The following is a 13,959-nucleotide window of genomic DNA, read 5'->3' on the forward strand; positions in this document are numbered from 1 at the left end:
TCCCGATCAGCCCGCCGGGACGGGGTTGCCGACAGCCGACCTGCCTGGCCGGGCGACCCACTGCATCGCCTCCCTGACCCGGGCGGCACCCGCCCGGGCGAACGCCGCACCGCCACCTACAGCGGGCTCCCGACGGGCGCCCAGACCGGCACACGGGGGGCAGATGCCGGGCTGCGGGATCGGGTCGCAGCACTTGGCGCACTCGGCCTGCGGGGGCTTGGCGGGAGGCGCGGGCTCCGGGACGGGCGGGAGCTTGTCCCTCAGTCGGAAGCGGACCAGGCCGGCCGGCGACGTGACTTCGGGGGGCAGGTAGCTCGTCAGGGCCCGGACCAGATCGGCCTCCGGCACGTTGCGCTCCAGCCACGGCACGACCAGCGGCGCGAGCCTCCGCGCCTCGGCCTCGCCGAGACGCAGGCGCGGCTCGTTGCGGAGCGCCCGGAACAGCGCGGCGACCGCCTCGCGGGTCCGGCCGTCCATGGCCGTCAGGGCCGTCCGGGCCGTGCCACGCGGGGTTCGCGGAGCGCGTTCGGCGCGCTGCGCCCGCCCGGTCGGGGCGGCTCGCTGCGCCGGGATGGTCGGGGCGGCTCGCTGCGCCGGGATGGCGCGTTCGGCGCGCTGGGGCGGCTCGGCCTGCTCGGCCGGCGGTGCGGCGGGCCTGCTGCGCTCGTCCGGCCCGGCCGGCGGCGCGGCCTGCTGCGGCGGTACGGCGGTCCTGCTGCGCTCGTCCGGCTCGGGCTGACCGGCCTGGTCGGCGGGCGCGTTCGGCTCGTAGGGCTCACAGGGCGCGTGCGGCTGGTTCGGCAGGTCCGGCAGGTCCGGCTGGTCCGGTCCGTTGGGCTGGCCAGGATCGGTCGTCCCGCTGGCCTCGCTGGGATCGGCAGGCGCGTGCGTCCGGTTCGGCCAGGTCGGCCAGGTCGGCCAATTCGCCCAGTACGCCCAGTACGGCAGGTCCGGCTCGTCGGGTTGGCCAGGCAGGTCCGGCTCGCCCGGCTCGTCGAGCGCGTCCGGCTCGGTCGGCTCGGTCGGTCGGTCCGCCTCGTCCGCCCCGCCCGGCTCGCGCCGGTCGCTCGGCGCTGGGGACGGTAGGGGGGTAGTAGTTTCTTTTACCTTCTTTTGTAGGTACCCGCCCGGCGCACCGACGCTCGCTGCACCGGGGCCCGGAATCCCGGCCCCCGGTGCGTCGGTGCCCGGCTCGGCAGTGTCCTGCGGGAGTTGGGGCGTGTCGTAGACGTGGATCTCGCTGATGACCCGGCCCGCCGGGAGGCGCTTCGTCACCAGTTGGTAGTACCCGGCGGCCCGCAGTTCGGCCACGGCCTTCTTGATGGTGGTGCGGCCCTCGATGCCGATGGCGGCCAGGTTCTTGCTGTTCTCCAACGAGCCGTCCGGCAGCGAGAGGAGGTACGTGAGCACACCTCGGGCGGCGTACGAAAGGTCACCGTTCTGCAGGATTTCGTTGGCGATAGCCGTGGATTCGCCGCTCTGGGCGCTACGATGAATACGCATTGGGAGGTGTTGTCCTAGTGCCAGGCCCCGGGACGTTGCCGCGTCGTCGGGGCTAACTATGTTTACAGGCACGGAACTTAGCACCCGAACCGATCGAAGATCGGCGAAACCGGCGGGTAGCCGAAATTTCGCCACCTGCGGATGAAATCGGACCATTCCCGACCGCAGGCGGTCGATGTCTGTCACACTCCCGACCGCTTCCCTCCGTCTGCCCGAACAGGGCTACGCGTTGAGGCATTCCCTGGCGTCTGCGAAGTAGAACTTTCGCTACTTTCACCGCAGTTCAGGCGAAGGCGGCCGCCCACCGCTCGATCGCGAACCCGCCGCCCGGCGCCCGCCGGACCTCCAGCGCCCCGGCTCCGCCGAAGTGCGCCGGCACCACCAACTCCCGCCGCGCCGCCGCCCGTTCGAGGATCCGGTGACGGCTTGCCGCCGCCTGCGCGGGGTCGACGCACCAGCAGCTGTTGCAGGACGGGGCGATGATCTGCACCGGGCTGTGCATCAAGTCACCGACGAAGACGGCCCGTTCGCCCCCGGACTCCAGTCGCAGCACCGAGGAGCCGGGCGTGTGGCCGGGCGCGGACTCCAGCACCAGGTTCTCGTCGATCCGGTGTTCACCCTCCCAGCGCGCCAACTGCCCACTCCGGTCCACCGGTTCGATGCTGTCCTGGTAGATCAGCTCCGCCTCCCGCCCGCCGCCGTAGGAGTTCTCCGGGCCGAGGTGGAAGTCGTCCGCGGCGTGCAGCAGGTACTGCGCGTTCGGGAACGTGGGCACCCACTCCCCGTCCGACTCGGTGGTGTTCCACCCGACGTGGTCGGCGTGCAGATGGGTGTTGACGACGACGTCCACGTCCTCCGGGCGGATGCCGGCCGCGGCGAGCCGGCCGAGGAAGTCACCCTGCCACTGGTGGAACGCCGGCGTCTCGGGCCGCTCGCGCCCATTGCCAACGCTGGTGTCCACCAAGACCGTTCGGCCGCTACTGCGCAGCACCCAGGTCTGCAACGCGGCCGCCGCCAGCCCACTCTCCGGCACCCAGTGCTGCGGCGCCAGCCACCCGGCGTTCTCCTCCCACCGCTCGGCCCCGAACCCGGGGACCAGCTGGTGGGCCGGCAGGAACGGGCCCTGCCACTCGATGACGCGGAGGACTTCGACACTCCCGAGCGTGATGCTCCGCACGTGTTCGCTGTTCATGTCGTCGACGCTAAGGGCCATTTGGTGAGAGTCTCAATGCTCGATCGGCTCACCCGGATACGCAACACGCTCTCACCTGCGCGGGTGAATACACTCCCCGGCATGGACGTGGTCAGCGACGCGATATCGACGGTCCGGATCGGACGGCCCTCCTCCAACCGCGTGCGGGTCGGCGGAAGTTGGAGCACCCGCCTCGCCCCGTACGGCGGCGCCGGCTTCCACGTCGTCCTGGCGGGCAGCTGCCGGCTGATCGGCGCGGACGGCACCACCCTGGCGCTCACCTCCGGCGACGCGGTGCTGCTGCCGCGCGGCGCCGGCCACGTCCTCGCGGACGCCGAGGCCGGCCTGGGCGCTGCCCAACGCGCAGTCCCGTTCGAGCAGTTGGCCGAAAGGGAGATTCTCGGGCGGCCGGGCCAGGGGGAGGTGGAGCTGCTGTGCGGCAAGTACCGGCTCGACCACAGCCGCGCGCACCCACTGCTTGCCGAGCTGCCGGAGCTGGTGCACCTCCCGAACCGGGTCGGCCGCCACCCCGAACTCCGCGCCGCCATCGACCTGTTGGGGCGCGAGGCGAGCGGCCGCCGCCCCGGCTCCGGCGTCGCCGTCCCCAGCCTGCTCGACCTGCTGCTGGTCTACCTGATCCGCGCCTGGCTCACCGAGGGCTCGACGGGCGCCTGGCCGGCCGTCCTGGACGACGAGGTGGCGGCGGCCGCGGTCCGCGCCCTGCACGCGGACCCGGCCGCCCGGTGGACCACCGACCTCCTGGCGGCGGAGGTCGGGGTGTCCCGCGCCACCCTGGCGCGCCGGTTCACCGCACTGGTCGGCCGGCCGCCGATGGCGTACCTGACCTGGTGGCGCCTCGCCCTGGCCGCCGCGAGACTCCGGGACACCCCCGACCCGCTGGCCGCGATCGCCCGCCGGGTCGGCTACGGCACGCCCTACGCCTTCTCCCACGCGTTCCAGCGGGAGTTCGGCACCACACCCGGCCGCTACCGCGCCGCCGCTCAGCCCCCGCCGTAGGTGGCCTGGGTGACGGCGAAGACATTGCGTCCGCCCGTGGTCTCCTGCAACGACCACAGCAGGTCGGGGTTGGTGGCGTCCTCCCAGTAGGAGAGGCTCTCGCCGCCGCCCACCCAGGCGAAGGTGGACGGGCCGGCCGTCGGCGTCCAGTAGTAAAGCTGCTTCTCCCCCGAGGAGTTGAACCACCACCGGCCGTTGTGGGACGCCACGCCGTTGAGGTGGTACCAGGGCAGCATGAGCGCCTGACTCGCGGTCGTCGTCGTGGCGAACGTCGTCGCCCCCGGCGCGAACGGGAAGCGCACGGCCCGCGGCGCCCGCTTCGGGTAGTCGGTGCAGGTCGAGCTCGCCGGGCAGGTGTACTCCGTCATCACGATCGACTGGCTGACCCGGTCCAGCGAGATGGACGACCACGCCAGCCCGGTCACACCGGTGGCCGTCTGCGAGGTGACGGTGCCGACCTGCGGCAGCACGTAGGCGTAATTGTGGGCGTAGTAGGCCCCGTTGGCCTGGCGGCCGATCTGATCGGCGGTGCCGCCGGTGTCGGTGTTGAGGATCTTGCGCATGTCGAAGACCCGCATGCCGCGCCCGGTGTCGGCGACATAGAGGTAGTCCCCGTACCAGGAGACGCCGCCCGCGTGGATCGGGATGTCCTTGAAGTCCGGCGCCGCCGCCGTGCCCGTCGGCTCCACCAGCAGGATCTTGCGGTACGTGTTGGGGTAGGTGGCGTCCCAGTCCGCCAGCGTGATCCGGCTGCGCTGGTGGTTCCCGCCGCAGGCGTCGGCGGTGTACCAGCTGACCAGCACCAGTTGATGCCCGTCGTAGTTCCCGCTGTTCGCCGTCCCCACGGCGTCCCGGCTCGTGGTGATCCCCTGCGGAACGCTCTTGCAGTCCGTGTTGTCACCGTCGTCGAACCGGAACCCCGTGGACAGCCCCGCCACCGAGAACGAAGAGGGCAGCGCCTGCCGGGTGTGGTTCGCGTTCTCCATCACGGTGTGCACGGGCGACGTCCCCAGCGCCGTCACCAGCGCCGAGTCGAGCGCGTCGTACTTGTGATAGTCCGCGCTGAGCGTGTAGTCCGCCCCGTTCAGCGCCGTCGGGCCCGCCGCGGCCCCGGCCGGCGAGGCCCCCACCCATCCGCCGGCGACCGCCAGTCCGGCGGCGATCACCGCGCTTGTTGCTGCCCTGACTTGACGAAGCATCACATCGAGCCTCTCCGTGCGAACAGTCCAACAGGCCCTCACGCTAGGCTCGTGCTGGACATGTACGCAACACTCTGGCCGCTTTGTCACCCGCCAGGGGGTTGGCCGTCCCCACGGGACGTCACACGCCGACCGCAAGGTCGCGCAGCGTCGCCTCGGCCTCCGGCGTCAGGGCGAGCGGCCCCTTCCCGTTCGTCCAGACCGCCTGCACCTCGAGGCGGCGCAGTCGCCAGCCGTCCGAGGTCCGCACCGCCTCGCCGGTGAACGTGCCGCCGACATCGAAGTGGCCGCCGGCTTCCTCGCCGCGCGCCTGCTGCGTCGCGGCGAGGTGCACGTGCGTCATGATCGCGTTCCAGCGGACCGCGGCCCGGTCCCCGGCCAGGTCGATCATGTAGTTGGCCCCCGTGTGCTGAGTGCGCTTGAACTTTCCGAGCGCCACCTGCTCCGCCTCGGCCAGCCCGGCGATCCCCTCGTGCTCCCCGACCGGCCTGCTGATCCGAACATCGGACGTGAAGTACCGCCGCGCCCACGCTTCGTCGAACCGGCCGCCGCCCTGGGGCACCGTGTCGAGGCTGATCAGATAACCGTCGATGAGTCCGGTGATCTCGGCGCGATCGACCAGAACCTGAACCTGCCGCTCCAGAGCGGCGAACGCCTCCGTGCTGATGCCCATGGCCGTGACTCCCCGGCTCGCGCTGCCTGCCGCGGCCGACCCGGCCGCGTACCGCTGAGGCTAGAACTTCAAGCCCACTGGAGATCAAGGCCCGGCACAGAGCCACCGGTGCCCGTCAGCCACGCCCGTGCAGCCCGAACCCCGCCCGGCCCGCCGACTCCGGCCCTCCCTCAAGGACGGCCGACTGACCGTCTGGGTCATGGCGATGGGCAACCGACGCGACGTCCACCGCCGCCGGTGGACGCCGCCGGGGCGATTGTTCGCGGTTACCTGCCGCGCGACCGGGACGCGGTGCCGCCCGAGCCGTCGGTGGTCGGCCGGGTGCGGGTGGCGGAGGCCGGGCGGCCGTAGCGGGGGCGGCCGGTGGACCGGTTGTGGCGGGGCCGTTCGACGACGGGGTCGGGGATCGTGGTGGGCACGCCGGTGGGGACGCGGGCGCCGGTGATCCGGGTGAGTTCCGCGTCGCCGGGCCGGACCTTGGTGGTGACGGGGGTGATGCCGGCCGTGGACATCATCCGGGCCGTGCCGCGGCGCTGGTTGGGGAGGACCAGAGTGACGACGGTGCCGGACTCGCCGGCCCGGGCGGTGCGTCCGCCGCGGTGCAGGTAGTCCGTGTGGTCGGCGGGCGGGTCCAGGTTGACGACCAGGTCGAGGCCGTCGATGTGGATGCCCCGGGCGGCGACGTCGGTCGCGACGAGCGCGGCCACCTGACCGGTGCGGAACTGTTCCAGGGTGCGGGTGCGCTGCGGTTGGGACTTGCCCCCGTGCAGGGCCGCGGCCTTCACTCCCTTTGCCAGCAGGGTGTCGACCAGGCGGTCCGCGCCGCTCTTGGTGTCGATGAACATGATCACCCTGCCGTCGCGGGAGGCGATGTGGGCGATCGTGGCGGTCTTGTCGGAGTTCTGCACGTGCAGCACGTGGTGCTCCATCGTGCTGACCGCTCCCGCGGACGGATCCACCGAGTGCGTGACCGGGTCCTTCAGGAAGCGCCGTACCAGGCCGTCGACGTTGCGGTCCAGGGTGGCGGAGAACAGCATCGTCTGGCCGCCTTCGGCGACCTGTTCGAGGAGCGCGGTGACGTCGGGCAGGAAGCCCATGTCGGCCATCCGGTCGGCTTCGTCGAGGACGGTGATACCGACCCGGTCCAGGCGGCAGAGCCTGCGCTCGATCAGGTCCCCCAGCCGGCCGGGCGTGGCCACCACGATCTCCGCACCGCGGTTCAACACCTGCGCCTGGCGGCGGACCGGCACCCCGCCGACCACGGTGGCCATCCGCAGATGCGTCGCGTGGGCGTACGGGGTGAGGGCTTCGGTGACCTGCTGGGCGAGTTCACGGGTGGGGACCAGGACCAGTGCGAGCGGGCACCGCGGCTCAGCCTGCTGCCCGACGGTGCGGGCGAGTACGGCGAGACCGAACGCGAGTGTCTTGCCGGAGCCGGTACGGCCCCGTCCCAGCACGTCGCGGCCGGCCAGCGAGTTCGGCAACGTCGCGGCCTGGATCGGGAAGGGCGTGCTGATGCCCCTGCGCGCCAGGATCGTCAGCAGTTCCCTCGGCAGGTCCAGTTCCTCGAAGGACTCGACGGGCGGCAGGGCCGGCACGGTACTCACCGGCACCGAGAACTCCCGCAGGGAGGCGGATCCCGCGCCGCCGCCCGATGCGGAGCCGGAACCGGAACCGGTGTGTCGGCGCGGAGGGCGGCTGGAACGGTTCATGCGGGAGACCCTCCTCGGGGCGGCACAAAAGCCGAGGGGCCCGCACCGGGCACCATGTGCGCGGCGCGGGCCCCTCGCTGCCAGGCGGTTGCCGTGGCAGTAGGAACTACAGCGGGCGAATGTTCTCGGCCTGCGGGCCCTTCTGGCCCTGCGTGACGTCGAACTCGACCTTCTGGCCCTCGAGCAGCTCGCGGAAGCCGCTGGCGTTGATGTTCGAGTAGTGGGCGAAGACGTCCGGGCCGCCACCCTCCTGCTCGATGAAGCCGAAGCCCTTTTCCGCGTTGAACCACTTCACGGTGCCATTAGCCATGTAAAAAATCTCCTTCAAGGGACCTTCCGGAACCCGCACGATACGGGCACCGAGTCACCGCGATGAGCGCCCGCCCGGAAAATGTCCGGGAAACAAAAATGCGCCTGCGATACATCAGCAGGCGCACACAAAGTTCATGGGAACCACTACTGCAACTCCTCCGACTGTAGCAGCCCCAAGCCCGGAACGGGGGGACATTTTGCCCCAGGTTTCGGCGGCCGCTGCCCCGGCACCGACGGGCCGGATCCACCGCGTACGCCAACATCACTGCTGGTGCGGGCAGTTGATCCGACCGCGCGCGGCGCCCCGGCGCGGCGGCCGACCTGTGGTGTGACTCCGGGCGCACGCCCCCGGAAAGTGACGTTCAACAAACCCGGCATTTCAGGCATCCAGGATTTCGGGTCGTCAGAAAGGGCCGCTACCACGCTTCGCGGAGCATACTGACCTGGATGAGAAAACCTGAAGCAGTCCGCCGCCACCTGCCCACCAGCCCCTTCAAGGCCAAGGCCGAAGCGCCGCGCAAGCACTTCGCCATCGGCGATCGCGTCACCCACGACGCCTACGGCCTCGGCCGGGTCATCGGCGTCGAGGGCGACACCGCAGTACTGGTCGACTTCGGATCACGGCAGGAGCGCATCGCCGAGCCGTACCGCGGGATGTTCAACCTCTGACCCACCCCGCCCCCGGCGCCATCCCGCCCCCAGCCCGCGCCACCCCGGCCCGGGCTGCGTCGGCATGGCGCCGTGGACGCGGGAGGTGCCGACCACAAAGATGGCATGGATGTACATCTGCTACATTTGTTGCATGAGTGAGCCGGTGATCGAATCCATGGCCGAGGTCCGCAGCCACCTTGCGGACGTCCTCGATCGCGCGCGCAGGGACGAAACCCCCACGATCATCACGCGGCGCGGCAAGCAGGAAGCCGTGGTGATCGACATCCGTGAGTACCAGCACCTGCGCAGGCTGGCGGAGCAGGCCGAAGACGCTTGGCTCAACCGGTTGGCCGACGAGGCGGAGACCGAGGGGCGCGACGGATCCGTGTCGCTCGAAGAGATGGCCGCCGTGCTCCGCGACCACCACGCCTGAGCCATGGGCTACGTCACGCGGTTCACACCGCACGCCCAGCGGGACATGCTCAGGATTCCCCGGCCTGATGCCGTGCGTGTCCTGCATCGCCTCACTGATCTCCAGAAGGCGCTGGACGACGGGGACACCGGGGCCTTCGATGCCAAAGCCCTTCAGGGGCACAGTGCGCGTTGGCGACTGCGGGTCGGGGACTACCGCGTCGTGTACACGGTTGAGGACGGCCAACTGGTCGTGTGGGTCCTGACTGTCGGCAACCGCCGCGACGTCTACCGCAACCTGTAGGCGACTTCGGCCGCCCAACCGGAGGTCCCATGACAGGAGGCCGACGACGGCGTTGGCTACCCGGGCATCACCCCGTGGATGCGGGAGATGGTGAATACGCGTTCGTCGTTTCGCAGATGGCACCAGGCCTGAAGGTAGGGCGGGTCGAGATCTAGACGGCTGAGGGTGCGGATGGTCTCGTTGCCGGAAGTGGCGATGTACTCGATGGTGACCGCCAGGCCCTCGTTGACCGCGTGGGCCAGCTGGCGGACGTCGGTGAAGGACAGGTTGCGCGCGTACCCGGCGATGATCTCCTCGGTGTCACTGCCGTAGGGGCGGCCGTCCCACGGGTCGGGCTCCGGGATGTCCTGCGGGCCGGCCAGTAGCCGGGCGGCGAGGGCACTCAAGTCGACGGTACGGCTCTCCGGTTGCTGCGGCCGGGACCTGCCGCGGGGCAGGCGCGGGGACGGGATCGGGGGCGCTGCGCGGGGGCGCTCGGCCCGCTCGACGCGGACGGTGCCGTCGGGCTTCTCGGCGACGGGGGCATAGCCCGCCGATCGCAGTGCCGCGAGTGTCTTGTCCGGCGGGGTCCGGCTGATCAGGACGGTCGGTGCCAATTGCCGTAGGCCGAGCTGGGCGAGCTTGCGGTGGGCAGCGAGTTCGGCCAGGAGAGCCGGTTCCCCGCCGTGGATCACACTGGCTGCGGAGACGACACGGACCCGGCCGTGGCTGCGCGCGGTGTCGTGGATCAGGTACGAGAGCGGCTGGGGAAGCGGTTCGACGGCGACGGCGGCCAGGTCGGCCGTGATCGCGTCGGGGGTCAGGCCCGCGTCGAGGGCGCGGCGGACGCTTCCCGGGCTGAACCGCCACACGGACGCCGTCCCGGCTGTCTCCCGGTCTGCGGCGGAGTCCAGCAACGTGGCGATGGCTGCTGATGGCGTACCGGCAACCATGGCCGTGAGATCGCTGCCGAAGCGGGCGGTCCCGCTGGCGGCGGGCAGTAGCTGCCGGCAGGCGTCCGCCAGCGCGGCGGTGTCACCGGCGAGCAGCGCGGTCCCGATGGGGGACAGCGCCCCGAGGGCGAGTGCGCCGAGCAGTTCCGTTTCACGGATCAGGGTGGCGAACGGCGTGGCGTCCTGGGGGAGTTCGTCGGCGAGCGGCCGGTGCCACACGATCAGCGCCCCCAACTCCGCTGGGTTCGACGCGCCTTCGCCGGCCGGGAGCTGTGACGCGGCCGAGAGCAGTCCGTGCCGACCCTGTACGCAGCCCCCGCAGGCCGGTGGGCCGGCGAGGGCAGGCAGAGCCTTCCCGTCCTCGTCGCGGCTGCCGCCGGGGGACAGCGGGAGTGTCCACCACGCCTGGAGAAGCACGGCGAGTTGGTCGGCCGGCTCCTTCTCGGCCCAGACGTCGTAGCCGGCGGTCGCCGCGACCCGGTCACCGTCCCGGGCGAGCAGCCCAGCACCGTTCGCCGCCTCCAGCGCGATGCGGACCACGATCTCGTCGCACTGCGCCGCCTTGCCGATCCGGGACAACTCGCGTGCGCCGATCCCACCAGCCTTGAGCCGAGTCGGGGGAGTGACGGCGCACACCCTGAGAACCGACGCGGCATGGGCGGCGAACGCCATCGAGGCGGCTGCGGCCTCCCGTTCGATCTGTGAAGCAGTGATGGACACCGATCGCACGACCGGCGGGACGGGCGTGAACGGAGCGAACCAGCCGGGCCCGCGCACCGCGAGTGCCACCTCTGCCGGCATCCGGGCCGACCCGTACCGATGGCGGTCCCGGATCAGCAACCCCCGCTCCAGCGCCCACTGTTCGCCTGGCTCGGAGCCGGACTGCGACCCTGTGAACATGATGAACGCCGGTTGCTTCGGAGGCCGGCTCGCACGCTGCTCAAGGAGCTTCCTCGTCGCCCCCGGAGCCTTGGCCACCAGCGCGGCGACCTTTTCCGGATCGCTGTGATGGTCGATCAGCGCCGCCAATCGTCGTGACTTGTTGTTGGCAGCCGGCTTGACGCCCAGTTTCGCCAGTACGCGGCCCAGTTCGTCGGAGTTCGTGCCTGCGAGCAGACGCGCCAGCGGGGCGTCGAGCCCGAGGGGTGAGTCCCATGCGTGCCGCAGCGGTGCTGCCATGTGCAGCACCCCGTCGTGGCCCGGCCACACCAGAGCACGATCGGCCAGCGCCTCCAGGGCCACGTCCAACCCGCGGGTGCGTTCCCCGTCCGCCGCGTCCAGGAAGGGGGCCAGGTCGTCCCGGGACACGGACCCCAGCGCGGCGATGGCCTCCGCCACTTGCAGGCACGGCAGTGCGAGCCGGGGCAGGGCCAGTGCCACTGACGCCGGGCGCTGAAGACGGTCCGCCAGTTCACCGACCGACCGCGGCTCCGGCGCCACCGCCACATCCGGGCGCGCCGCCAGGACCCGTTCCAACCCGGGTGCGTCGAGTCCGCGCAGCCACGCCGCCATGGCCGAACCGTTCGTCTTGCTTATGGGGAACACCTCGCCACGCAGGAGTACCGCCGTTCCGTCGCGGGACCGGCCGGGGCTCCAGGATGGCGTACGAAAAGGGTCGCGCGTCACACGAAGGGCTGGATGATGCCGGAGAACGCCTCGGGCCACCACTCCGGCTCGCGTCCCGAACACAACGAGGGCCCCGACCGCTGAGCCCGGATCCACCGGCCGATCGCCACTGAAGAGGTGCGACGGAGCAAAGGGATGCCTTGCGACCTGCGATGATGGGAGTTCTCTAAGCTCCAGCACGCACAATCAGCAAGGCATCCCGTAAGTGCAATCTTCCCATGCCCCAGCGGGGGTCTCCGCCGTGTTCGACGAGTCGAATCTGGTAGCGGACGCAGGCCTGGTCCCGCTGGTCCGCCTGGCCGAGCGGCTCGGTCTGCCGGGCCTGGTCGCGGACCGGCTGCGGATCGACGGGGCCGGCAACAGCGGCGGGGCGAACGCGGCGGCGAAGGCGATGAGCCTGGTGGCGGCGATGTGCGCCGGGGCCGACTCGATCGACGACGCCGACCGGCTGCGCGTCGGGGCGACGGTCAGGTTGTTCGACGGGGTACGCGCGCCCTCGACGCTGGGCACGTTCCTGCGCTCGTTCACCCACGGCCACAACCGCCAACTCCACGCCACGCACCGGGAGTTCCTTGCTCGGCTCGCCGAAGCGACGCCGCTGCTGCCCGATGTCGGCGAGGTGGCGTTCGTGGACATCGACCCTACTCACCGGCGGGTGTTCGGACGCGCCAAGCAGGGCGCCGAGGTCGGCCGGTTCAAGGGCGTCCGCACGCTCCACCCGATCCTGGCCACGCTGTCGACACCGCTCGCACGGCCGGTGATCGCGTCAGTGAGACTGCGACGGGGCAAGGCGTCCGACGCGCGCGGTGCCGGGCCGTTCACCGCCGAGGCCGTCGCGGCAGCCAGGCAGGCCGGTGCGACGGGGACGGTGGTGGTGCGGGCGGACAGCCAGTTCTACAACGCCGACGTGGTGGCGGCCTGCCGCCGTGCGGACGCCCGTTTCTCCGTGACGGTGCGGATGAACCCGCATGTCGCCGCCGCGATCAGCGCGATCCCCGGGACTGCGTGGACGGCGATCCGTTACCCGGACGCGTTCGTCGACCCCGGCACCGGCGAGCTGGTCTCCGACGCCGAGGTCGCCGAGACCGAGTACACGGCGTTCACCGGACGCCGGAAGGCCGAGCAGGTCACCGCCCGGCTGATCGTGCGCCGGGTCCGGCGCCTGAACGCGGAAGTCGTCGCGGGGCAGGGCGAGTTGTTCGCCGCCTGGCGCTACCACCCGGTGTTCACCGACAGCCCCTTCGAGACGCTGGGGGCCGAGCTGCAGCACCGGCGGCACGCGGTGATCGAGCAGGTCATCGCGGACGGCAAGGCATCTGCGCTGGCCCACCTGCCCTCCGGGAACTTCCAGGCCAACGCCGCCTGGCTGACCCTGTGGGCGATCGCGCACAACCTGCTGCGGGCCGCCGGCGCACTCGCCGGGCCCTTCCACGCGAAGGCGACCACGGCCACGATCCGCGGACACCTGGTCCACGTCCCGGCCCGACTCGCCCGCACCGCACGCCGGTTGACACTCCACCTGCCGACCCGCTGGCCCTGGCAGCACGCCTTCACCGACCTGTTCGACGCCACCCACCCCCCGCCGACCTGTTCGACGCCACCCACCCCCCGCCGGCCTGCTGACCACCCCGACCACCCGCCCGCGAGGGCCCGACCAGGACAGACGTGGAAAAGCTGGGCAGACCAGCGACCACCCCATACCCTCACCCAGGCCGTCAACCGGCAGCACCCGAAACGATCACCCACGAATCAGGCCGGTGGATCCGGGCTGAGCGGTCGGGACCCTCGTTTGCCCTGGCGGGCGGAGGCGGAGGATACGAGCTCTGTTATCGCCGGGGGAAACGGCCTGCTGGTGCGTTCTACGCCTGATCCTCCACCGCTGGCACCCGCCCGCTGATGAAGGAGAGCGTGCCCCGATACGTCGTGCCCAGCTGGCTGACCAGATTACCGGTCCCGGGCCGTGCTTCATGCGGCTCACGTAGTTCTCCAGAAGCAGCACCCGATCGCCTACCTTGAGCTGATCTCCGCCTCGCCACCGGTATGCGTACCCACCTACGTCTACGACTTGGTGGCCGCCAAGTTCGTAGATGCGAGTGGCCTCGTCGAGCCGCTGGGCGAGTTCCGCAACCCGCCGCTCCAGCCACTCGATCTTCAGCTTCGCCGAACTGGCTCCAGACTCGCAGCCTGCCTTGTATCCCTCGCTCCAACCCTGCCGGTGAGCCTTTGCCACTGCGCGATCTTCGTCCGTCGCATGGGTACTGCAGGCGACATCCGAGCCGGATACGCGAACGCGGCACGGCGTGCCTGCGCGGGTCGGTCGCCCGCAGGTTCGTTCCTTGTTTTCCACCATGCTGGCCTCCAGTAGTCGAGTGGAGCGACCGTAGTCCTCAGCGCCTGTCTGGACGTGCGACTTCAGGACAACTGAGA

11 protein-coding genes and 1 pseudogene are annotated in these 13,959 nt (G+C 71.1%); 5 read left to right on the forward strand and 7 right to left on the reverse strand.

All coding sequences use genetic code 11. From position 1 onward, the window contains the following. Window positions 1–6: 6 nt before the first annotated feature. Together ACFYST_RS07455 and ACFYST_RS07460 are read right to left on the reverse strand one after the other, a co-directional pair. Window positions 7–1,503 (reverse strand): hypothetical protein, encoded by a 1,497-nt coding sequence (locus ACFYST_RS07455; protein WP_387860694.1) that lies wholly within the window; start codon window positions 1,501–1,503, stop codon window positions 7–9. 283 nt (window positions 1,504–1,786) lie between these two features. Beyond that, complete coding sequence (locus tag ACFYST_RS07460; protein ID WP_387860696.1) at window positions 1,787–2,695, reverse strand: MBL fold metallo-hydrolase; 909 nt, start codon at window positions 2,693–2,695, stop codon at window positions 1,787–1,789. Window positions 2,696–2,797: 102 nt separating this feature from the next. Here ACFYST_RS07460 and ACFYST_RS07465 point away from each other — a divergent pair, with 102 nt between their 5' ends. Next, window positions 2,798–3,712, forward strand: a complete 915-nt coding sequence (locus tag ACFYST_RS07465) for an AraC family transcriptional regulator (RefSeq protein ID WP_387860698.1) — start codon at window positions 2,798–2,800, stop codon at window positions 3,710–3,712. Here ACFYST_RS07465 and ACFYST_RS07470 read toward each other — a convergent pair. The 4 genes from ACFYST_RS07470 to ACFYST_RS07485 all read right to left on the reverse strand — a co-directional run bounded on the left by ACFYST_RS07470 (window position 3,697) and on the right by ACFYST_RS07485 (window position 7,606). Next, entirely contained in the window at window positions 3,697–4,911 is a 1,215-nt protein-coding gene (locus ACFYST_RS07470) for a hypothetical protein (RefSeq protein ID WP_387860700.1), read from the reverse strand. The two genes, ACFYST_RS07465 and ACFYST_RS07470, sit on opposite strands and share 16 nt — an antisense overlap. 121 nt (window positions 4,912–5,032) lie before the next feature. Next, the gene (locus tag ACFYST_RS07475; protein WP_387639322.1) at window positions 5,033–5,584 is read right to left on the reverse strand and encodes a nuclear transport factor 2 family protein; all 552 of its coding nucleotides are present in this window, start codon (window positions 5,582–5,584) and stop codon (window positions 5,033–5,035) included. Window positions 5,585–5,850: 266 nt separating this feature from the next. Continuing rightward, complete coding sequence (locus tag ACFYST_RS07480) at window positions 5,851–7,296, reverse strand: DEAD/DEAH box helicase (RefSeq protein ID WP_387860702.1); 1,446 nt, start codon at window positions 7,294–7,296, stop codon at window positions 5,851–5,853. A 106-nt stretch (window positions 7,297–7,402) separates the two neighbouring features. Next, the gene (locus ACFYST_RS07485) at window positions 7,403–7,606 is read right to left on the reverse strand and encodes a cold-shock protein (protein ID WP_030916923.1); all 204 of its coding nucleotides are present in this window, start codon (window positions 7,604–7,606) and stop codon (window positions 7,403–7,405) included. Window positions 7,607–8,055: 449 nt separating this feature from the next. Here ACFYST_RS07485 and ACFYST_RS07490 point away from each other — a divergent pair, with 449 nt between their 5' ends. The 3 genes from ACFYST_RS07490 (at window position 8,056) to ACFYST_RS07500 (ending at window position 8,974) form a co-directional block, all read left to right on the forward strand. Further along, on the forward strand, window positions 8,056–8,277 hold the full coding sequence (locus ACFYST_RS07490; protein WP_387639316.1) for a hypothetical protein: 222 nt from the start codon (window positions 8,056–8,058) through the stop codon (window positions 8,275–8,277). A 133-nt stretch (window positions 8,278–8,410) separates the two neighbouring features. Then, window positions 8,411–8,692, forward strand: a complete 282-nt coding sequence (locus tag ACFYST_RS07495) for a type II toxin-antitoxin system Phd/YefM family antitoxin (RefSeq protein ID WP_387860703.1) — start codon at window positions 8,411–8,413, stop codon at window positions 8,690–8,692. Window positions 8,693–8,695: 3 nt separating this feature from the next. Next, the gene (locus ACFYST_RS07500; protein WP_387860704.1) at window positions 8,696–8,974 is read left to right on the forward strand and encodes a type II toxin-antitoxin system RelE/ParE family toxin; all 279 of its coding nucleotides are present in this window, start codon (window positions 8,696–8,698) and stop codon (window positions 8,972–8,974) included. A gap of 56 nt (window positions 8,975–9,030) precedes the next feature. Here ACFYST_RS07500 and ACFYST_RS07505 read toward each other — a convergent pair whose 3' ends face one another. Beyond that, window positions 9,031–11,418: a helicase C-terminal domain-containing protein gene (locus ACFYST_RS07505; RefSeq protein WP_387860706.1), complete on the reverse strand. Its 2,388-nt coding sequence runs from the start codon at window positions 11,416–11,418 to the stop codon at window positions 9,031–9,033. 319 nt (window positions 11,419–11,737) lie between these two features. On the opposite strand from ACFYST_RS07505, the pseudogene ACFYST_RS07510 reads away from it, so the two are divergent. After that, a pseudogene (locus ACFYST_RS07510) lies at window positions 11,738–13,129 on the forward strand (IS1380 family transposase); the annotation flags it as partial. Window positions 13,130–13,959: the final 830 nt, after the last annotated feature.

Origin of the sequence: Kitasatospora sp. NPDC004614, assembly GCF_042873675.1 — a bacterium.
In the GTDB taxonomy this organism is placed as follows: Bacteria; Actinomycetota; Actinomycetes; order Streptomycetales; family Streptomycetaceae; genus Kitasatospora.